24 protein-coding genes and 1 pseudogene are annotated in these 19,483 nt (G+C 61.0%); 21 read left to right on the forward strand and 4 right to left on the reverse strand.

What is annotated here, in order from left to right; translation table 11 throughout:
- The first annotated feature begins 198 nt into the window (after positions 1-198).
- The 3 genes from QLG10_RS28220 to QLG10_RS28230 all read left to right on the forward strand — a co-directional run bounded on the left by QLG10_RS28220 (position 199) and on the right by QLG10_RS28230 (position 1,766).
- Positions 199-483 carry a hypothetical protein gene (locus tag QLG10_RS28220; protein WP_110754967.1) on the forward strand — a complete coding sequence of 95 codons (285 nt, stop codon included), beginning with the start codon at positions 199-201 and terminating at the stop codon, positions 481-483.
- 103 nt (positions 484-586) lie between these two features.
- A complete protein-coding gene (locus QLG10_RS28225) occupies positions 587-1,156 on the forward strand; it encodes a chorismate mutase (protein ID WP_110754968.1) in 570 nt (189 codons plus the stop codon).
- A 181-nt stretch (positions 1,157-1,337) separates the two neighbouring features.
- Positions 1,338-1,766: a nuclear transport factor 2 family protein gene (locus tag QLG10_RS28230; RefSeq protein ID WP_110754969.1), complete on the forward strand. Its 429-nt coding sequence runs from the start codon at positions 1,338-1,340 to the stop codon at positions 1,764-1,766.
- Here QLG10_RS28230 and QLG10_RS28235 read toward each other — a convergent pair.
- Positions 1,742-2,716 (reverse strand): LysR family transcriptional regulator, encoded by a 975-nt coding sequence (locus QLG10_RS28235; RefSeq protein ID WP_282488394.1) that lies wholly within the window; start codon positions 2,714-2,716, stop codon positions 1,742-1,744. The genes QLG10_RS28230 and QLG10_RS28235 overlap by 25 nt on opposite strands.
- Before the next feature lie 313 nt (positions 2,717-3,029).
- On the opposite strand from QLG10_RS28235, the gene QLG10_RS28240 reads away from it, so the two are divergent.
- From QLG10_RS28240 to QLG10_RS28300, 13 genes and pseudogenes are all read left to right on the forward strand, one after another.
- Positions 3,030-4,598 (forward strand): ATP-binding protein, encoded by a 1,569-nt coding sequence (locus QLG10_RS28240; RefSeq protein ID WP_223194273.1) that lies wholly within the window; start codon positions 3,030-3,032, stop codon positions 4,596-4,598.
- Between the two features lie 104 nt (positions 4,599-4,702).
- Positions 4,703-5,356 (forward strand): response regulator, encoded by a 654-nt coding sequence (locus tag QLG10_RS28245; protein ID WP_110754971.1) that lies wholly within the window; start codon positions 4,703-4,705, stop codon positions 5,354-5,356.
- Positions 5,357-5,454: 98 nt separating this feature from the next.
- Positions 5,455-5,829: a response regulator gene (locus QLG10_RS28250; protein ID WP_282488395.1), complete on the forward strand. Its 375-nt coding sequence runs from the start codon at positions 5,455-5,457 to the stop codon at positions 5,827-5,829.
- Positions 5,830-6,057: 228 nt separating this feature from the next.
- Entirely contained in the window at positions 6,058-7,257 is a 1,200-nt protein-coding gene (locus QLG10_RS28255) for an NAD(P)/FAD-dependent oxidoreductase (protein WP_188265396.1), read from the forward strand.
- Positions 7,258-7,330: 73 nt separating this feature from the next.
- A complete protein-coding gene (locus QLG10_RS28260) occupies positions 7,331-7,591 on the forward strand; it encodes a transmembrane sensor/regulator PpyR (protein ID WP_110754974.1) in 261 nt (86 codons plus the stop codon).
- Between the two features lie 192 nt (positions 7,592-7,783).
- A complete protein-coding gene (locus QLG10_RS28265; RefSeq protein WP_110754993.1) occupies positions 7,784-9,349 on the forward strand; it encodes an ATP-binding protein in 1,566 nt (521 codons plus the stop codon).
- A gap of 128 nt (positions 9,350-9,477) precedes the next feature.
- Positions 9,478-10,008, forward strand: coding sequence for a hypothetical protein (locus QLG10_RS28270; RefSeq protein ID WP_110754994.1), 531 nt, complete (start codon positions 9,478-9,480; stop codon positions 10,006-10,008).
- Between the two features lie 146 nt (positions 10,009-10,154).
- A complete protein-coding gene (locus QLG10_RS28275) occupies positions 10,155-10,535 on the forward strand; it encodes a response regulator (protein ID WP_110754975.1) in 381 nt (126 codons plus the stop codon).
- Between the two features lie 74 nt (positions 10,536-10,609).
- Positions 10,610-10,789, forward strand: coding sequence for a hypothetical protein (locus QLG10_RS28280; RefSeq protein ID WP_146235767.1), 180 nt, complete (start codon positions 10,610-10,612; stop codon positions 10,787-10,789).
- Positions 10,790-10,801: 12 nt separating this feature from the next.
- Positions 10,802-11,011: pseudogene (locus QLG10_RS28285) on the forward strand (hemin ABC transporter substrate-binding protein); the annotation flags it as partial.
- Between the two features lie 119 nt (positions 11,012-11,130).
- Positions 11,131-12,114: an iron ABC transporter permease gene (locus QLG10_RS28290; protein WP_177411682.1), complete on the forward strand. Its 984-nt coding sequence runs from the start codon at positions 11,131-11,133 to the stop codon at positions 12,112-12,114.
- Positions 12,114-12,881, forward strand: coding sequence for a heme ABC transporter ATP-binding protein (locus QLG10_RS28295; protein ID WP_179055186.1), 768 nt, complete (start codon positions 12,114-12,116; stop codon positions 12,879-12,881). The genes QLG10_RS28290 and QLG10_RS28295 overlap by 1 nt, the downstream gene beginning before the upstream one ends.
- Before the next feature lie 57 nt (positions 12,882-12,938).
- Positions 12,939-13,823: a ChaN family lipoprotein gene (locus QLG10_RS28300; RefSeq protein ID WP_282488396.1), complete on the forward strand. Its 885-nt coding sequence runs from the start codon at positions 12,939-12,941 to the stop codon at positions 13,821-13,823.
- Positions 13,824-13,943: 120 nt separating this feature from the next.
- On the opposite strand, the gene QLG10_RS28305 is transcribed toward QLG10_RS28300, so the two are convergent.
- Entirely contained in the window at positions 13,944-14,333 is a 390-nt protein-coding gene (locus QLG10_RS28305) for a cytochrome c family protein (protein WP_110754995.1), read from the reverse strand.
- Between the two features lie 190 nt (positions 14,334-14,523).
- Here QLG10_RS28305 and QLG10_RS28310 point away from each other — a divergent pair, with 190 nt between their 5' ends.
- From QLG10_RS28310 to QLG10_RS28320, 3 genes are all read left to right on the forward strand, one after another.
- Complete coding sequence (locus QLG10_RS28310) at positions 14,524-15,273, forward strand: SDR family oxidoreductase (RefSeq protein ID WP_282488397.1); 750 nt, start codon at positions 14,524-14,526, stop codon at positions 15,271-15,273.
- Positions 15,274-15,307: 34 nt separating this feature from the next.
- Complete coding sequence (locus tag QLG10_RS28315; RefSeq protein WP_110754980.1) at positions 15,308-15,709, forward strand: cupin domain-containing protein; 402 nt, start codon at positions 15,308-15,310, stop codon at positions 15,707-15,709.
- 186 nt (positions 15,710-15,895) lie between these two features.
- A complete protein-coding gene (locus QLG10_RS28320; RefSeq protein ID WP_223194274.1) occupies positions 15,896-16,417 on the forward strand; it encodes a phage infection protein in 522 nt (173 codons plus the stop codon).
- 202 nt (positions 16,418-16,619) lie between these two features.
- On the opposite strand, the gene QLG10_RS28325 is transcribed toward QLG10_RS28320, so the two are convergent.
- Positions 16,620-17,339: a cysteine hydrolase gene (locus tag QLG10_RS28325; RefSeq protein ID WP_033042620.1), complete on the reverse strand. Its 720-nt coding sequence runs from the start codon at positions 17,337-17,339 to the stop codon at positions 16,620-16,622.
- Positions 17,340-17,491: 152 nt separating this feature from the next.
- Between QLG10_RS28325 and QLG10_RS28330 the strand changes: the two genes are divergently transcribed.
- The gene (locus tag QLG10_RS28330) at positions 17,492-18,388 is read left to right on the forward strand and encodes an AraC family transcriptional regulator (protein WP_110754981.1); all 897 of its coding nucleotides are present in this window, start codon (positions 17,492-17,494) and stop codon (positions 18,386-18,388) included.
- A 21-nt stretch (positions 18,389-18,409) separates the two neighbouring features.
- Entirely contained in the window at positions 18,410-18,736 is a 327-nt protein-coding gene (locus QLG10_RS28335; protein ID WP_110754982.1) for an NIPSNAP family protein, read from the forward strand.
- Positions 18,737-18,849: 113 nt separating this feature from the next.
- Here QLG10_RS28335 and QLG10_RS28340 read toward each other — a convergent pair whose 3' ends face one another.
- Entirely contained in the window at positions 18,850-19,308 is a 459-nt protein-coding gene (locus QLG10_RS28340) for a GNAT family N-acetyltransferase (protein WP_110754983.1), read from the reverse strand.
- Positions 19,309-19,483: the final 175 nt, after the last annotated feature.

Below are 19,483 nucleotides of genomic sequence, written 5' to 3' on the forward strand. Positions count from 1 at the left end.
AAGGCAACACTGTCGCTGCCGATGGCTCCGACCGCCTGCAAGGCAACACTGTCGCCTGAACCCATCGCTTCACCGCACCCACAAAAAAGCCCGGCCTGATCAGCCGGGCTTTTTTGTCACAGGGTTCTACCCCTGGCTCTTGATCGTCTATCCTGAGTGCCCGATTCTGGCCATGCCGCCATCCCGCCGGAGACACCTGTGCCGCCCCTTACTGCCCGAGAGATTTACCAGCAACTGCGTGACGCCGCATTGGGCCTGCGCCCGCTCCGGCGACTTGACGGGCAAGCCGGTCCGGTATTGATCGACATCGAAGGTTGGCGCTTGAGCCTCGATGTCGACCACCTTCACTTGCGTCACTGCCTGCATTGCCAGAGCCCGGATGGCCGTGCGTTCGACGGTGGGCAGCGTTTCGGTACCGACCCTGTGAGTTTGCTCAGCACCTGGGAGCTGGCGCAGATCGAGCGGATGCTGGCCGGCGACTGAGGCGCAACCGGGATATTGCGAAAGTACTCGTTGAACTATCGTTCATCTGACTCAGCTGTGATACATAAGACTTGATGCGCATCCCGTGCCCGAGAGGTTGCTTATGTTCCACTGCCCACGCTTGCCGCAAGTCCTGGCTTGCTCGCTGTTCGGCTTACTCGCCAGCGTCGCCCATGCCGCCACGCCCTCCCCGGCACCCGAAACGCTGCAGCCACTGCTGAACACCATCAACGAGCGCCTGGAAGTCGCCGATATGGTGGCGCTGGCCAAGTGGGACAGTGGCAAACCGATCCAGGATACCGCACGGGAAACCCTGCTCATCAACAACGCCAGGAAGCAGGCAACCGGTAGCAACGTGAACCCGGACGAAGCCGCCGACTTGATCGCCGCACAGATCGAAGCCAACAAACTGGTGCAATACGGACTGATCGCGCAATGGCAAGCGGCGCACAAGGCGCCCGACTTGCCGAGGCCGGACTTGACTCAATTGCGCGTTAAACAGGATGAGCTGCAAGCCCGTCTGCTGCAGCAATACGCCGATTTCGTGCCCTATCGCGTCGACCCCGAATGCCCGCAGTGGCTGGCTGAGCAGCGCTCGGGCCTGATCAAGGATGCCCTGCATGGCCAAGCGTTGATCCGCGCTACAGGGGAGCTGTGCATCACGGATCTATGATCAATACCCATCTCCCCCCTGTAGGAGCGAGCATGCTCGCGATGGAGGTCAACGATAACGCAGGGAGCCTGACACCCCGCGGCGCTCTCAGGTTTTTCGTCGGAACGCCGCCCGGAGCGTGCTCGCTCCTGCAGGAAGTGTTCTGCACGTTTTGAACAACAACAAAAAACAGGAGTTGAATATGTCTGAACTGCAACTGCATCCCAAGGCCGCAGAGTCCCTGAGCCTGTGGCACGCGATGATCCGCACGGGCGATCTCAAGGCCTTGCCTGCGTTGCTGGACCCGCAAGCGGTGTTTCGCTCGCCAATGGCCCACACTCCGTATCCCGGGGCACCGGTGGTTTCGATGATTCTCAACACGGTGTCCAAGGTGTTCGAAGATTTCACCTATCATCGCGAACTGGCGAGCGCCGACGGCTTGAACGTGATTCTGGAATTCAGCGCCAGGGTCGGCGACAAACAGCTCAAGGGCATCGACATGATCCGCTTTGACGAGCAGGGAAAAATCGTCGATTTCGAAGTGATGGTCCGCCCCCTCAGTGGCTTGCAGGCACTGGGCGAGGAAATGGGCCGGCGGCTCGGCGCCTATCTGGCCGCCAGCAAAGCCTGATCGTTGTGCAACGCCGGCCGAGCCTTGGGCACCACCTGCAACTCGACCGGCTCACCCAGCAACGCACAGCAGCGCGAGCGTAACCAGCGCTGGCCGGGGTCGTTGTGCACCGCTGCGCGCCAGGCCATGGACAGTTCCGGTACGGGCAGTTGCAACGGTACCGGCTCAACCCGCATGCCTCCCATCGAAACCACCGCCTTGGCCACGTAATCCGGCACGATCGCCAGCATGTCGGTTTGCGCCAGCAACCCCGGCAACACACTGAACTGCGGGACGGTCAGCACCACTTTGCGTTGCCGGCCCAGCAGGCGCAAGACGTGGTCGGTGTCATCCGCCGCATTGCCCATGGATGACACCAGCACATGGGGCCGCCGGCAGAACTCGTCCAGCCCCAGCACTCCCGGCCGGGTGTCAGCGCGCAGCAGCATCGGGCGGATGGGCCGCAAGCCTTTGCGCCGGGCGTTGGCCGGCAGCTCGTCGGTGTGACTGATGCCCACGCAGATGTCGCCATTGCCCAACCTGTGCGACATCTGCTGCTGATCGACACGGCGCACGATCAAGGTGATGTGCGGTGCCTCGATGCGCAATTGGCGCAACAGCCGCGGCAGCAGCGCGTATTCGACATCATCGGACAGGCCGACACGAAACGTTGTCTCGCTGGTGCGCGGGTCGAACGATTGGCAACGGCTCAACGCGGCGGCAATGCCGTCCAGCGCCGGTGCCAGGTTGGCGAAGATTTCCTCGGCCCGTGCGGTCGGTTCCATCATTCGACCGCAACGAATGAACAGCGGGTCATCGAACAGCGCACGCAAGCGGCCCAGGGCACCGCTGATGGTGGGCTGTCCGAGGAACAGCTTTTCACCGACGCGGCTGACATTTCGCTCATGCATCATCGTCTCGAAAACCACCAGCAGGTTGATGTCGGCACGACGCAGGTCATTTCTGTTCATGAGGTTCGCTACCCGGCACGCGGCCTTTGAGTTCGGGAAGGTGCCTGGACAGGTTATGGCCGCGCAGGAAAAACGTCTGTCGTACTTGGGGACAACGGGATCATGCGTTGGGTGGGCAGGTTGATACTTCGGTATGACCCTCGCCAAAAAAAAACCAATGCAATGAAGGGGTTAGTCGTTACTGCGGAAAACGCCCAAGTCGATCACCGCGGCAGTTTTTTCGGGTTTTTTGTCCTAACGGAATCAGACCCCGTGCTTCTAGGATACCGAACCGATTCTCCGCTTCCAGCCCGAACGAACAACCGAGGCGCGCATGATCGACACCCCGACAAAAAAGCCTGCCACTGCACGCAGCGCACCTACCTTCGTGAAAGGAATCTACAGCAAGATGCTGTACAACCGCGGCGAAAAAAGGACGTCTCGCCTAACGCCCGGCCTGAGTCTCAAGCCCCTTGAAAACCTCTTGGTATGGCTGATGGGGCTGATCGTGGCGTGCGGGATACTGATCAATACCGAAACCCGGGTCGACTACGCCACCACGACGCTGTACATCGCATTGTTGCTGATGGCAATCAACCTGTTGTCGATCAGTGCGGTGATCGTGGTCGCGCTGTTCTGCATGGTGGCATTGACGTCGATATGCCTGTATCAGGATGGCTTTTACCGCTGGGAATCGACCTCGGACTTGCTGCGCAGCCTGACGGTGCTGGCGGCGATCATCTTCCTGGCGCTGCGCAGCAAGCAGGCATCCGACAGCCTGCGCCACAAGGAAGTCTATATGACCGGTGCCCAGCGCCTGACCCAGACCGGTTGCTTCGGCTTTCACGCAAACCTCGCGAGCATGAGCTGGTCGGAGCAAGTGGCACGCATACTCGAATACCCGGCGGCCGCCCCCGCCTCGGCGTCCTTGTACCTGGAGCGCACCCACCCCGATGACGTGCCCCTGGTGCTGGCCGGCTTCGAAAAGGCGGCGCGCCATGCGACCCTGATCGAAGTCAGGCACCGCCTGTTGATGCCCGATGGACGCGTCAAGCATTTGCACATGCTCGCCACCCCACTCCTCGTCCGGCACAGGCGCATTGAATACCTGGGCGCGCTGATGGACGTGAGCGCCAGCAAACAGGCCGAAGAAGCGCTGTTCCGCGCCCAGACCCAGTTGGCCCATGTCACCCGCGTGACATCCCTGGGTGAGCTGGCAGCGTCCATTGCCCATGAAGTCAATCAACCGCTGGCGGCGATCGCCAGCAGCGGCGAAGCTTGTCGCAACTGGCTGAACCGCCCGCAGCCCGATCTGGCCGAAGCACGCCAGGCACTGGAGCGAATCATCGCCAGCGCCCATCGAGCCACCGAAATCACCCGCCGCGTTCGGGCCTTGTCGCGCAAGAGCGATCCGCTGCGCCGAAACGAATCGCTCAACGACATTGTCAGCGAGACCTTGAGCCTGCTCCGCTATGAACTGGCCCATCACCAGATCAAGCCGAACATCGAGCTGAACGCATTCGGCGGCCAGGTCAGCGCCGATCGCGTGCAACTGCAGCAAGTCATCATCAACCTGATCGTCAACGCCTGCCAGGCGATGGACTCGGTCAACGCCACACAACGGGCACTGCTGATCCGCACCTGGGTAAAGGATAACGAGGCCGTGCTGGAGGTGGCCGACCAGGGTCCGGGCATCGCCAGCGAGGTCTTGCCGCAGTTGTTCACACCGTTCTTCACCACCAAGGAAAACGGCCTGGGCATGGGACTGTGCATTTGCCGCTCGATCATCGATTACCACGCGGGCCGGATCTGGGCCACCAGCACCACAGGCCAGGGCAGCTCGTTTCTGTTTGCCTTGCCGATACGGGTCGCCAACGACGCGGGATACGCCGCGGCCATCTAATACACAGGTATGAGTGCCGTCCGCCCAACCTGCATTTAATGTTGCGCCCCTCGCCAGCAACACCGCGCCGGGCGGTTGCATGTCCAGCCTCTTGGAAACCAGCCATGAACGAACAACACCCCCTCAACAAAATCAATCATAACGACTCCATGGTTTTCGTCGTCGACGACGATGCGCCACTGCGCGAATCCCTCGGCAGCCTGTTGCGTTCCATCGGCTTGAGGGTCGAGTTGTTCGGCTCGGTGGCCGACTTCATGAAGTACCCGCGCCCGGACACGGCCAGTTGCCTGGTACTGGATGTGAGGTTGCAAGGCAGCAGTGGCCTGGACTTTCAAAACGAATTGGCCGCCGCCGGCATCAACGTGCCCATCGTGTTCATTACCGGCTACGGTGACATCGCCATGACGGTACGGGCAATGAAAGCCGGCGCGGTGGATTTCCTGACCAAGCCCTTTCGCGAACAGGACCTGATCGATGCGGTTTGCGCTGCCCACAGCCGCGACCGGCAGCGTCGCGAGTCCGAGCGCCATGCCGAACAATTGCGTGCGCGCCACCAGACGTTGACCGCGCGGGAACAAACGGTCATGGCGCTGGCCGCCTCGGGCTTGATGAACAAGCAGATTGCCGGCGAAATCGGCCTGAGCGAAATCACCGTGAAGATCCACCGCGGCCAGGCCATGCGCAAAATGGGTGCGCGCTCCTTTGCCGATCTGGTACGCATGGCCGAGGTGTTGGCGACCCAGCCCGCTATACGATGAATATACCCACGTATACTGTGCACCCGATCATGACGGCGTATCTTGCATTGATGGCGCAGTGACTCCAAGTATTTTGCGCGACTACGCAGGTCACCACTATGCATAAAGAGGCAATGATTGCCGTAGTCGACAACGATGAAGCGGTTCGCATGGCCCTGGACAGTTTCTTGCGTTCCAGTGGATATACAGTTCGAACTTACAGCGGATCCCATGAGTTTCTCGATTCCGATGGTCCGTTTATTACGTCCTGTTTGATCTGCGATATACAAATGCCGCAAATGGACGGGATCGCCCTGTATGAAGAACTGGCGACCAGGGCCATACATATCCCGGTGATCTTCATTACCGGCAACCCCGGCGCGCAGCGGCCGCCGGGTAACCATGCCAGGATTCCCATTGCCTTCTTTCCCAAACCCTTCGCCACCGAAAAGTTGCTCGCCTGTATCGAAGCAGTGCTCGCGAGACTCCACTGATCTTTGTTTATCAAGGCAACTAACACTTTGGTATAGCTCATTAATACCTAGTCATACCCGGGCTGACCCTATGTAGCAGTGCCAGCGTTATCACCCTCGAATAACATCTGTTGCAGATCAAGCCGATCCCGATGTTTCGTGCTGTGAACGACAGCGCAAACAATCAGCCACAGCGGACGTGCGGCAATAACTTATTCACGCCCTCGATTGTTCTTCAGGAGCTAAACAATGAAACAGCAAATCTTGATTATTGGTGCAGGGTTCGGTGGTGTCTGGAGCGCCTTGAGCGCTGCCCGTCTGCTGGACAAGCACGATCGAAATGACGTCGAGATCACCGTGTTGGCTCCTCAGGCCGAGCTGCGCATCCGCCCGCGCTTCTACGAGCCTGACGTGCACACCATGAAGGCACCGTTGGACGAGCTGTTCGACGCCGTGGGGGTGAAATTCGTCAAGGGGTCGGCCGAGGTTATCGACGAGAGCAGCAGACAGGTCAGCTACGTCAACGCCGCAGGTATCCAGGGCAAGCTGGGCTACGACCGCCTGGTGCTGGCCGCTGGCAGCAAGCTGATGCGTCCCCCGGTCGACGGCCTGGAACACGCCTTCGATGTCGATGAGATCGAGTCCGCCACTCGCCTGGAAGCTCACATCAAATCCCTGAAGGACAAGCCGGTCAGTGCGGCCCGCAACACCGTAGTGGTGGCAGGCGGTGGTTTCACAGGGATCGAAACAGCAACCGAAATGCCGGCGCGCCTGCGTGCCGTACTCGGTGAAGACGCTGACATCCGGGTCGTCGTGGTTGACCGTGCCGCGCAAATCGGCGCCGCCCTGGGTGACGGCATCCGCCCTACGATCGTTGAAGCCTCGGAGCACCTGGGCATCCAGTGGATACTCAACACCACTGTGGCCGCGGTCGATGCCAACGGCGTCACCCTTGCCGATGGCCAGCGTATCGAGTCGAACACGGTGATCTGGACCGTCGGTTTCCGTGCCAACTCGCTGACCGAGCAAGTGCAAGGTACCCGCGATCATCAGGGCCGCCTGCATGTCGATCAGCACCTCAAGGTGCGCGGTCACGCCGATGTGTACGCCAGCGGTGACGTGGCCTATGCCGCCACCGACGACCTGGGCAACTTCGCGGCAATGTCCTGCCAGCACGCCATCGCCCTGGGTCGTTATGCCGGCAATAACGTCGCCGCCGAGTTGCTGGGTGTCGAGCCGATCGCCTACAGCCAACCCAAGTATGTCACCTGCGTGGACCTGGGCGCCTGGGGCGCGGTATTCACCGAGGGCTGGGATCGCCAGGTCAAGCTGATCAAGCAAGAAGCCAAGGAGCTCAAGACTCAGATCAACACCCTGTGGATCTATCCGCCGGCGGCTGATCGAGCCGTGGCGCTGGCGGCCGCCGATCCGTTGATTCCGGTGGCCTGAGGACGATCGATACGGCCGTGCCAACCACGGCCGTCACCCTACACCCTGGCACTGCAAGACGCAGGTGATCGACATGTCTGGTTTTTTTGAGCATCCGCATCGGGCCTTGAAGTTGTCGCACGTCATGCTGATCGCAGGGCTGGTCGCACTGGTCGTCGGCGCCATTCTGGCTTACGGCCTGGATCAGCATCTGTCGCTGCCCGGCCTGGTGATGGCCCATGCCATGACGATACTGGGGCCCACCGCCATCAAACTCGGTTATGTACTGCGCCTGCTGACGCTCAATCGCCTGCGGCGCCAACCGCTCGTTCAGCCACCTGGCCTCGCCGGGTGATGTGAAGTCTACGCCTGTATCCCGACCAGCCCACTCCTTGCTGGCCCGGGGCCTTTCCCAAGCGCCCGCCACTGGTTTTTCTGGCGGGCGTTTTTTCTCCAGTCCGATCAAGCACCAACACTTCAAAGAGTTTGCCCGGCATCACCGATGCCTTGTGAGTTGCCGTTCGATAGCAAAAATCCGGAAGAACAAATGTCTATCATTAAACGTTGCAAGAAACTTTTTTTTTCAGACCCCGTCGCCTGGCTGGCCGCCATTGCCGTCGGCAGCATGATCTTCATTACCAATTCGCTGCTCGACCTGGATGTCGCGCCGACCCTGCTGTACATCACGCTGGTGTTCATGTCGGCAAGCATATTTTCCGTGCCGGTGTTCCTGACCGTTGCCTTCAGTTGCGTGGCCATCCTGAGCGCCAGTTTCATCATCGATGAAGGGTATCGTGATCACAGGCTCATCGCCGGTTTCGTGCGCTGCCTGATCGCGCTGACCACCATCACCCTGCTGGCGCTGCGCAGCAAGCGCGCCAGCGATACGTTGCGGCGCAAAGAGGCGTTTTTCCTGGGTGCCCAGAAACTCAGCCATACCGGCAGTATCGGCCTGATCATCGATGACCCGGTGATGCTGTCATGGTCGGAAGAGGCCTCACGCATTTTCGAATACCCGCTGAATGTCGCACCGACCCTGGCCATGGTCAGGGCGCGCATGCACCCCGATGACCTGCCCATCGTCGACAGTGTTCTGGAACAGGCTGCACGCCGGCAAAACCTGATCGAAGTGGAATATCGGCTGGTCATGCCCGATGGGCGGATCAAGCAGGTGCAGATGCTCGCCAATCCGCTGTTCAACCATGGCCGGCGCGTTGAATACGTCGGCGCATTGATGGACGTGACTGCATCCCGGCAATCGGAGGAAGCGCTGTTTCATTCCCAGGCCAAGCTCGCCCATGTCACGCGGATTACATCCATGGGCGAACTGGCCGCCACCATTGCCCATGAAATCAACCAGCCCCTGGCGGCGGTGATCACCAGCGGAGAATCGTGCAAACGCTGGATCAACCGCCCCGAGCCGAACCTCGAAGAAGCCCGCCGTTCGCTGGACCGGATCATCCAGAATTCATCCAGGGTAAGCGATGTCATCACCTGTATCAGGGCGCTGTCGCGCCAGAGCGATGTGCAACGCAAGGCCGAAGTATTCGACGAGATCGTCCGAGACTCACTGGCGCTCATGCAACATGACATCGGCAACCATCAGGTTCGCCCGCACCTGCAGCTGGGTGCACCCGGCGCTCACATCAAGGGCGACCGGGTTCAACTGCAGCAAGTGATCATCAACCTGATCATCAATGCCTGCCAGGCCATGGCCAACGTGCATGACCGCCCACGAACGCTGCGCATACACACCTCCGTCCAGGGCAACGAGGCGGTGCTTGAAATCGCCGACTCCGGCACCGGGATTGCCGAAGATATCCTGCCCTCCTTGTTCGATCCGTTCTTTACGACCAAACCCACCGGCCTGGGGATGGGCCTCTCGATCTGCCGCTCGATCATTGAATTTCACGGCGGCCGGATCTGGGTCGACAGCACCCTGGGGGTCGGCACGCAGATGCTGTTTGCGATTGCTTTGACAGCCCCCAGACACGATGAGCATCTTCCTCCCCACCTGGCGCCGGGAGCCGGCGACATCGACACCGGCAATGTCTATCAATGCCGTGAACCCGCTGTTGCGCCGCAGTATCCCGCCGCTCATACCCAGGTATGACGGGCCTGACCCCATGTGCTAGCGCGGTGTCTTGAGGTAGGAGTGTTATCGCGGGTCCATCGCTTTAGGCTGGTCACCTCGAAAAAATCCACTCATCGCGCCAATGCGCTGACCTGGGGATGGTTGCCATGAACGCACTGCAAAAGCTGTACTTCGTCAGTCATCCGCTGCGCCTCAGCCGCTATGGCGCGCATACCTCGCTGTCGACCGCAGAACGCATAGAGATCATCGACGCATTGACGCAGATCCTGGGCACTACGCTGGGCATGCTCGCGCAACTCAGGCTGGGTCAAAAGAAAGTGCGCAATGGCAGCTTCCTGCCGGTGCAACAGTTGTTCCATCGCCTGGTGCGCGCCAATACCGACTATGCCGATTTTCTCATCAGCGGCATCACCGACCTCGGGGGCTACGCCGATACCGCGGCGCTCTATTTCCTGAATGACGCCTGTGGGCCGCAGTGCTTTGCCGACTGCCTGACCGGCATTGGTCAGGGCATGCGTCGGCTGCGGGCCGTCGATGCCTTGCTGCGTGACTACCGTGCATCCGCCACCGCCAACAAGGACAATGCGAGCAAGCGTTTTTTTGAAGAATGCGTGCGGCGCAACGCGCGTTTTCTGTCGATGATCGAGAACAACCTGCCCCATGACCAGCCAGGGTGAGGCAATCAACAGAAGCGACCCATCGCAACCACCGCGCAAAAAACAACTGCACATACCCAAGCAGGTTCCTGCACTTTTGTGCAGCACATACCTTGGCGGTATGACGGGCTCCCATTAGCGCCACTCGCAATGACGCAGGTTTCTACATGTTCAACCCAGCTATTATTTCAGTTGTTGATGATGACGAACTCATTCTTGTCTCACTGGACAGTTTGTTGCGCTCTTATGGTTACACCGTAAAGACCTACAGCAGTGCCTGGGCGTTCCTGGAATCCAGCGGACCTGCGCAGACAGACTGCCTGGTGTCGGATATCCAGATGCCAGGCATGTGTGGAGTGGAAATGTACGAGTCCCTGGCGAGCAGAAACATCCATATTCCTACCCTGTTCATCACCGCAAAGCCCGGCCTGCCGCCACAATTCAGTGCCCGCGTGCGTAAACCCGAAGGTTATTTCTCCAAGCCGTTCAACACCGATGCGCTGCTGGCGTGCATTGAACGGGCCTTGAAGCGCCGGGTTGCAGGGTGAACACATGACATTGCCAGGGGCCGGCACGTTGGGTTGATCTTTCGGGCCACATCGCTGGCAGGCCAACGACCACTATGGGTTGCGCAAGGCTGATCCCTGGTTGCCGCAACCTGCACAAGCCAGTTGTCCGGATCAAGCGACCGAGGCCGGCGTCATCGGTATCACGGGTGCGCGAGCCGGGCGTCGATGGCATCATCACCGGCTTCGAAGGTTTCGATGCCAACGGTGAATGGGTCACCCAACTGATCGACTAAGGAAGCGACCTGATGCGTATCAAATGCCTGCAGGCCTGCGCCGGCCTGCTCCCGAGCCAAATGACCATGGCCGACGCCCTGCCCCGGCGCTGGGTCAGTGCCGGCGGCGCCTTCAGCGAATGGGTGGTCGCCCTCGCTGGCGAGGGCAAGCTGGTGGGCGTCGACAGCACCAGTCAGCACCCGCGCCCATTGCACAGCGTGCCGAGCGTCGGTTACCCGCGGGCGAAGGCATTCTATCCGTCGGCACAGGTTCACATGGCCGGGCTCCCGACAACAGAGAGCGCCCGATGACGGCCATCGTTCGGCCACGGCCGATGCTGATTACCCTGGGTCTGTTATTGCTGCTGGTGTTCTGGCTGTCCCTGGCCCTGGGGCCGGTCAGCCTGCCGCTGGGCGATACATTGCTGGCCGGGTTGCGGCTGCTCGGATTGCCGGTGGAGGGAGGCGACAGCCAACAGGCGCAGCTGATTCTGGGTCAGATTCGCCTGCCGCGCAGTTTGCTCGGCATCGCGGTGGGTTCGGTGCTCGCGTTGTCCGGCGTGGCCATGCAAGGGTTGTTTCGCAATCCGCTGGCGGACCCGGGGCTGGTCGGGGTGTCCGGCGGCGCGGCGCTGGGTGCGGCTGTCGCCATCGTCGGCGGCAGTCTGCTGGGCGGTTTGCCGCCGGCCATCGAGCCGTACCTGCTGTCGGTGTGCGCCTTCGCCGGTGGCCTGATCGTCACGGCGATGGTGTATCGCTTTGGCCGCAGCGACGGCCAGACCAACGTCGCCACCATGCTCCTGGCAGGCGTGGCGATGACGGCCATGGCCGGGGCCGGGGTTGGTCTGTTCACCTACCTGGCCGATGACGCCACGCTGCGCACCCTGACCTTCTGGAACATGGGCAGCCTCAACGGCGCCAGTTACCCGCGCCTGTGGCCGCTGCTGATCGTGGCGGTGGGCGTGGCGTTGTGGTTGCCGCGGCGCGCGGCGGCGCTCAATGCGCTGCTGTTGGGGGAGTCCGAAGCCCGCCACCTGGGTTTCAATGTCGAGCGGATCAAGCTTGAGCTGGTGCTGTGCACCGCGCTGGGTGTGGGGGCCGCAGTGGCGGCGGCCGGCCTGATCGGCTTTATCGGCCTGGTGGTACCGCACCTGATGCGACTGCTGGTCGGTCCCGATCATCGGGTGTTGCTGCCTGCTTCATTGCTGGCCGGCGCCAGCCTGTTGTTGCTGGCCGATCTGGTCGCGCGTTTGCTGCTGGCGCCGGCCGAGTTGCCGATCGGCATCGTCACCGCACTCATCGGTGCGCCCTTCTTCCTTTATCTGCTGGTACGGGGGCGCTCCTGATGCTGCGAGCCAACAATTTAATGGTGCGACGCGGCAATCGCACCGTACTGGCGGACATCGATATCGAGCTGCATCCGGGTCAAGTCCTCGGCGTGCTGGGCCCCAACGGCGCCGGTAAAAGCACCCTGCTGGCCGCTTTGTGCGATGAGCTGCCGGCCAACGCAGGCACGGTCAGCCTCGACGAACGTGCACTCGCCGACTGGCCGGGCCAGGAGCGAGCCAGACGCCTGGCGGTTTTGCCCCAGAGTTCGAGCCTGAACTTTGCCTTCTCAGTCAATGAAGTGGTGGGCATGGGTCGTCTGCCCCATGCCAGCGGGCGCGTGCGCGATGCGCAAATTGTCGCCCAGGCCCTGAGCGCCGCCGACGCCCTGCACCTGGCGGGACGCAGTTATCTGGCCCTGTCCGGTGGCGAACGCCAGCGTGTGCACCTGGCGCGGGTGCTCGCGCAATTGTGGCCGGGTGCCGAGGGTCAGACCCTGCTGCTCGACGAACCCACCTCGATGCTCGACCCGCTGCACCAGCACACCATTCTGCAAGCGGTGCGCGATTTCGCCGGGCGTGGTGCGGCGGTGCTGGTGATCCTGCACGACCTGAACCTGGCTGCCCGTTATTGCGATCATTTGTTGCTGTTGCAGGAGGGTCGCCCGCACGCCTATGGTCCACCGGATGAAGTCCTGACCGCCCAGGCCCTGGAGGCGGTGTACGGGCTGCAGGTGCTGATTCAGCGGCATCCGGAACGCGGTCATCCGTTGATTATCGCGCGCTGATTCCCGCCCCCTATCGCTAATGCGAGCGTAGGGACCACCGACTAACGAGGAAAACCGATGCGTATTCTGCTGCTATGCCTGGTCAGTCTGCTGGCTGCCTGCCAAACCCATTACGTCGCAGCGCCTCCATCGGCAATCGCCCCGCAAGGGCGAGATCACGCCGATCTCGGGGTGATCCGCGAACTCGCCACCGGACGCGCCCTCACCCCGCAGGAGCTGGTCGAGCGCCTGGCGATTGCGCCACGGGTGCTGGTCGGCGAGCAACACGACAATCCGGATCACCATGCCTTGCAACTGTGGCTGCTGCGCCAACTGGCGGCCCAACGTCCACAAGGCAGCCTGTTGATGGAAATGCTCAACCCCGACCAACAGGCAAAAGTCGATGCGGCCCAGGCCGCGACCCGTGCCGGCCAACCACCGGCCGACGCTTACCAGGCGCTGTCCTGGCAGGCCAACTGGGATTGGGGCGTCTACGGCGCACTGGTCACCTACGCCCTGCGCCAACCCTACCCCCTGCTGTCGGCCAACCTGGACCGGGCGCAGATCATGCAGATCTACAGACAGCGCCCGCCGCTCAGCGGTGAAGCGTCCACTACCCAAAGGGTACAAGCGACATTGCTGGACGATATCCGCGCGTCCCATTGCGGCTTGCTGCCCGAAGCGCAAATGCCGGCGATGCTCGCTGTGCAGCAACAGCGTGACCGGCGCATGGCCGAACGTCTGCTGGCGGCGCCGACGCCCGCGCTGTTGCTGGCCGGGGCGTTCCATGTGCGCAAGGATCTGGGGGTGCCGTTGCACCTGCAGGACCTCGGCGCTGGCAAAGGTAACGCAGTGTTGGTGCTGGCTGAAGTGGGCAAGACCGTGAGCGCCGACAGCGCGGATTATGTGTGGTATACGGCAGCGCAACCGGAGCAGGACCATTGCGCTGAACTGCGTCGCTAAAAATGCACCCCTGTAGGAGCTGCCGCAGGCTGCGATCTTTTGATTTTTCCAGGGCCAAAGCAAGATCAAAAGATCGCAGCCTGCGGCAGCTCCTACAGGTCGAGGTACATCTGCCAGTTTTCAGGGTGCCGGGAAGGTCTGGATGTAAGCCAGCAAATCATCGATCTTCTCTCGATCGCTGATCCCCCAGAAAATCATCCGCGTGCCCGACACCACGGCTTTCGGGTCCTCGATGTACGCCGCCAGTTTTTCACGCGTCCAGACAATGCCCGACGATTTCATCGCGTCGGAGTACTGATAGTCCGTGGTGCTGCCGGCAACCCGTCCGACAACACCGTTGAGTTGCGGACCAAAAAACGCCCGCGCCGACTCGCCGATCTGGTGGCAGCCACCGCACACCCGCTTGAACAGTTTACCGCCCGCCTCGGCATCGCCCTGCGCGTTCGCTTGCGTGGCGAACAGGCCTGCACCGAGGATCAGGACGAGGGTCATCACCGCCACTTTGTTCATTTCCAGTTCCAGCCCGAAGCAAAAAAATGGCTGCCATTTGAGCATGGCCAAGGCCCTGAACCGAAGCTTTTCAGACGCGCGAGGCCAAGGCCTGCCGTCCATCCCGCCAACCCACGCCCCGCGTTCGCCCGCCTAGACTAGCTACTCACGACGTGCGTGGCATGCCACACCAACAGACGGAGGCTCAAACATGAAAATTGTCGTCATCGGCGGTACGGGCTTGATTGGAACACAACTGTGCAAACTCCTGCGCGAAGGCGGACATGATGTGGTGCCCGCCACGCCGAGTACCGGCGTCAACGCCGTCACCGGAGAAGGCTTGCAGGCCGCGCTGCAAGGCGCCGACGTGGTGGTCGACGTCGCCAATTCACCTTCGTTCGAAGATGCCGCCGTGCTGGAATTCTTCGAAAAATCCGGGCGCAATCTTGCCGCCGCCGAGAAGGCCGCCGGGGTCAAGCATCACGTCGCGCTTTCGGTAGTGGGCACGGAGCGGATGCTCGAAAGCGGCTACTTTCGCGCCAAGATGGCCCAGGAAGAGATCATCAAGAAAGCCGGTGTGCCTTACTCGATCCTGCGCGCTACGCAGTTCTTCGAGTTCATCGGCGCCATTGCACAATCAGGCGCACAAGGCGACACCATTCGCCTGACATCGGCCGCCCTGCAGCCGATCGCCTCGGCCGATGTCGCCGCGGCACTGGCCAAAATTGCCGTGGCGGCGCCCACCGGCAAAATCGAGGAAGTGGCTGGCCCTGACAAACAACCTCTGGTGTCGTTCGCAAAAACCTACCTGCAACACACCAAGGATCAGCGTGAAGTGATTACCGACGACAACGCCGGATATTACGGCGCGATCATCAACGACCAGTCACTGACCCCTGGCGCCAATCCCATCCTCGGCAAGATTCACTTCGATCAATGGCTCAAGAGCGCTGGCGTCTAATAAGGCAAACCGCGTACACATTCAGGAGAGTCCCATGCGAACCCACGTTCTCCTCGCCCTGCTTGCACTGTCCACCCTGCCTGCCCGGGTCCTGGCCGCCGACGCGCCGCACCCGGATGTCAAGGAAGTGTCGGTCACGGCGCTGCCCGATTACCCCGGCAAGGAAGTGCTGATGCTCACCGTTGAATACCCGCCGGGCGGTGCCGACCCGGTTCATCGACACGACGCCCACGGTTTCATCTATGTGCTCGAAGGCTCGATCGTCATGGGGGTCAAGGGTGGCAAGGAAGTCACGTTGATGCCCGGACAGAGCTTCCATGAAGGCCCCAACGACATTCACACGGTGGGCCGCAATGCCAGCAAGGACAAGCCGGCGAAATTCGTCGTCTTTCTGTTGAAGGACCAGGGCAAGCCGCCCGTGTTGCCTGCCGATTGAAAGTCGCTCGGCATACTTGCGTATGAGCGGCTAATACCTGGATGTTGATCTGGACAACCTATGCATGAGTGACGGGATTTTTCAGGCAATTAAGATGCAGGCATCGAATGTCAGGGCTGCAATAGCCGGCATTCCTGCCTGCCCACTTGTTGCTTGAACAATCCCGTGACTCATTAGGTGAACATGATGAACACCCCCCGCCTTGCAGTAGGACTTGCCCTCTTTTCGGCCCTCGGTTTGCTCGCGGCCAACGCACAGGCCGCCGAAGCGGGCGCCGGAACGTCCGGCGCCCACACGGCCGTGCACAACGCTGCCGAGGGGGGTGCAGACCGCACCAAGGAACCACAACTGGCTGCCGATGGTGCGCAGCGTCTCAAGCAGAATCAGGTCGCCGAAGGTGGCGCCGATCGCCTGAGAGAACGGCAGCTCAAGCAGAATAAGGTCGCCGAAGGTGGGGCTGATCGTTTGAGAGAACGGCAACTGGCCGAGGGCGGCGCCGAACGCCTGCGCGAGCGGCAACTGGCATCGGACGGTTCCGATCGACTGAAGCAAAACAACGTTGCCGCAGGCGGATACAACTCGATGCGCGGGACAAGGGTGGCGGAAGGCGGCTCCGACCGCCTGCGGCACAATCATTACGCCGATGGCAGCAATGGCTACGATGCCAGTTCCGACGTCATGCCCTACTTCTGCATGGAATGTCGCTGATTGGCGATCGGCACGGGAGGTCAGATCACGATAGCGTTATTGGAACCTGTAGGAGCGAGCATGCTCGCGAGAAACCTGAGGGCACCGCGGGGTGCCAGGCTCCCCGCGTCATCGTTGACGACCATCGTCGGAACGCCGCCCGGAGCATGCTCGCTCCTGCAGTAAATCGGGTACAGCCGTCTCCCCCCTGGTATCAGGGCGATCAGGTCTTGAGATAGTCCAGCGTCTGCGCCGTGGTCCACAGGGCGTTGGCGATATAACGGTAGTTGATCAACGCAGCCAGATAGCCATCGCCCTCCGGCGTGCTCGGGCCGGCGGTGGCGTCGCGGACCACCGCCACTTCAAAGCCCTGCTCCAGCAACTCACGCAGGTGCGACTCGACACAGAGGTTCGCCGCCATCCCCGCCAGAATGATTTGCGAAACACCGTGCTTGCGCAGTTGCAACGCCAAGTCATTGGTTTCAGGGCCGTACACTTTATGCGGCGAAGCGATGATGGTCTTGCCGTCGAGAATGTAGGGCTTGAACCCGGGCATGAAGTCGGCACCTGAGTTTTCGAAACCGTCGAGGCTCAGCGGCCCCTGCCGATCGAACATACAGATGCTGTGCATGACCTTTTCCAGCGGCCCGCCGAAATGCCAGTCGTGATCGCACGGGTAGTAATAGTGCGGGGAAACAGCGACGGTGATGCCTGCTTCTTTGGCAGCGGCAAACAACTGCCCGAGGTGATTGACCACATCGTGCTCCACTACACTCTTGCCGAATACACCCCAGCTCACACCTTCGGGGCTGAGGAAGTCGATCTGCGGGTCGATGACCACCAGTGCTGCGCGGGCCAGGTCGAGCTGCATGCCCGGGTCCGGCAGCGCAGGCTCTGTCGGGTCGGCATACGGGGCGGTGGTGCGAATCGAATCGTTGCTCATGACAGTTGACTCCGCTCAAGGATGGAAAAATCGCGCTGCGCCATGGCACCCGGCAGGGGTGTTGTTTACCATCGGCGAGAACGTCATCCTACGGTCGCGCCCTGTTCCTCTTTTGCCAGGACGTACAGCGTCTTTACCCAGGCGTCTCCAACATGGATATCCTTTCCGAATTCTTCGAGCGCACACATCTGCAGGGTCGGCTGTTCTTTTCCGGCCCCATGGTGGGCACATTGGTGCTCGACAAGCCGCCGGGCATGGCGTTCATCCATGTGATCCGTCGTGGCGGTATCCACATGGTGCAACCGGGGCTGCCAACGATCTCGATCAGCGAGCCCAGTGTGCTGTTTTGCCCCAGCAGCTGCCGTTATCAATTGCGCTCAAGCGCGGTCGAGGGCGCCGAATTGATCTGCGCCTCGTTCCAGTTCGGACGCAACTCCCTGCAGCCCTTCCCGCTCGGGCTCAAGGAAACCCTGGTGTTTGCCTTTCGCCAACTGGAAAACCTCACGCCCCTGCTCGGCACCCTGATCAATGAATTTCAGGACCAGGCCCCCGGTCGAACCAAAGCCCTGAACCTGCTGCTCGAATACCTGTTCGTGCTCCTGGTGCGCCGCTCGGTCAGCGAGGGCAAGATATCCAGCGGTTTGCTCTACGCCCTTCAGGATGGGCGCCTCGGGACAGTGTTCAAGCGCATTCACCAGGAGCCCGAGGCGCCCTGGACCGTAGAGAAAATGGCCAGCCTTGCGAATATGTCGCGGTCAAAATTTGCCGCCTGTTTTACCCGGATCATGGAAATTTCGCCGATGGGCTACGTTACCGCCTGGCGAATGAAACTGGCCCAGGATCTATTGCGCGATGGTGTGCAGATCAAAGTCATCGCCCCGACAGTCGGCTACAGTTCGCAAGCCTCGTTCTCCCGAACCTTCCTCAACGTGGTGGGCTGGCCGCCGGCCGAATGGCTCAAGCGCGATACCAGCGGCGAGGCTGTCGCAAACGTGGCGGCGCGGCTTCTGCCCGACCTGCCGGACGATTCAACCACCGAACATAGCTAACCTGTCAGAGAGAAAAAACCGATGGTCACCTGCTACCTGAAATATGTGCTGGACCCCTACAAGCTCGATGCATTCGAACACTACGGCAAACTGTGGATTCCACTGGTGGAGAAGTTCGGCGGCCAGCATCACGGCTACTTCCTGCCGTCCGAAGGGGCCAACAACGTTGCCCTGGCCATGTTCACCTTCCCTAGCCTTGCGGCCTACGAAACGTATCGCCAACAGTCTATGAAGGATGCGGAATGCATCGCCGCCTTCAAGTACGCAGAAGAAACGCGCTGCATCCTCAGCTATGAACGCTCCTTCTTTCGTCCGGTGTTCGGCGAAGTAAAACAGCCAGCAGCTTGAGAAAATTTCAACAGCAAGCTTGCTTGCAATGGACGAAAAGCGCCGCGTTTCGCCGCAGATGAAAACCTGCCTCCAGAGCGGCAGCCTCGTCGAGGCTGCCGCTTTTTTTGAACCTAGTCTTGTTTCAAGTCCAGGCAATAGGTGTAGTAGCCCGGATCGCGTACATAGCCCAGTGACTCATACAGGCGCTGGGCACTGAAATTGTCGGTGGCGGTTTCCAGGGTCATGCCCTTGGCTCCCATCAACCGTGCAAAGTCGCGGGCGGTATTCATCAGCAGCGTACCAACACCTTTGCCCCGGGCGGCGGGCCTGGTGAACAGGTCGCCGAGCAGCCAGGTGCGGTGGGCGTCGATGGAGGAAAAGGTCGGGAACATCTGCACGAAACCCAGCGCCTGGCCGTCGGTGTCCTCGGCGAAGAAGATCACCGACTCGTCGCGGGCGATGCGTTCGGCGATGAAGTCGCGGGACTGGGGCAGGTTCGACGGCTGGCCGTAGAAGCCACGATAAGCGTCGAATAACGGCGCGATCGTGTCGATGTGGGAGGCGTCGGCGCGCAGGGCCAGGATAGCCATGAGGGTGCTCCATTGCGGTCTTGGGAGTTTGAGCCTAGCAATGGCAATCGAATTTTTCCTGTGGGTGCGAGCCTGCTCGCGAAGGGCCATGACATTCAACATTGATGTTGACTGGTCCATCGCTTTCGCGAGCAGGCTCGCTTGTATGGTAGGACTTGAAGGGAGGAGGAGGGAC

This window comes from Pseudomonas sp. V98_8 (assembly GCF_029967975.1).
In the GTDB taxonomy this organism is placed as follows: Bacteria; Pseudomonadota; Gammaproteobacteria; order Pseudomonadales; family Pseudomonadaceae; genus Aquipseudomonas; species Aquipseudomonas umsongensis.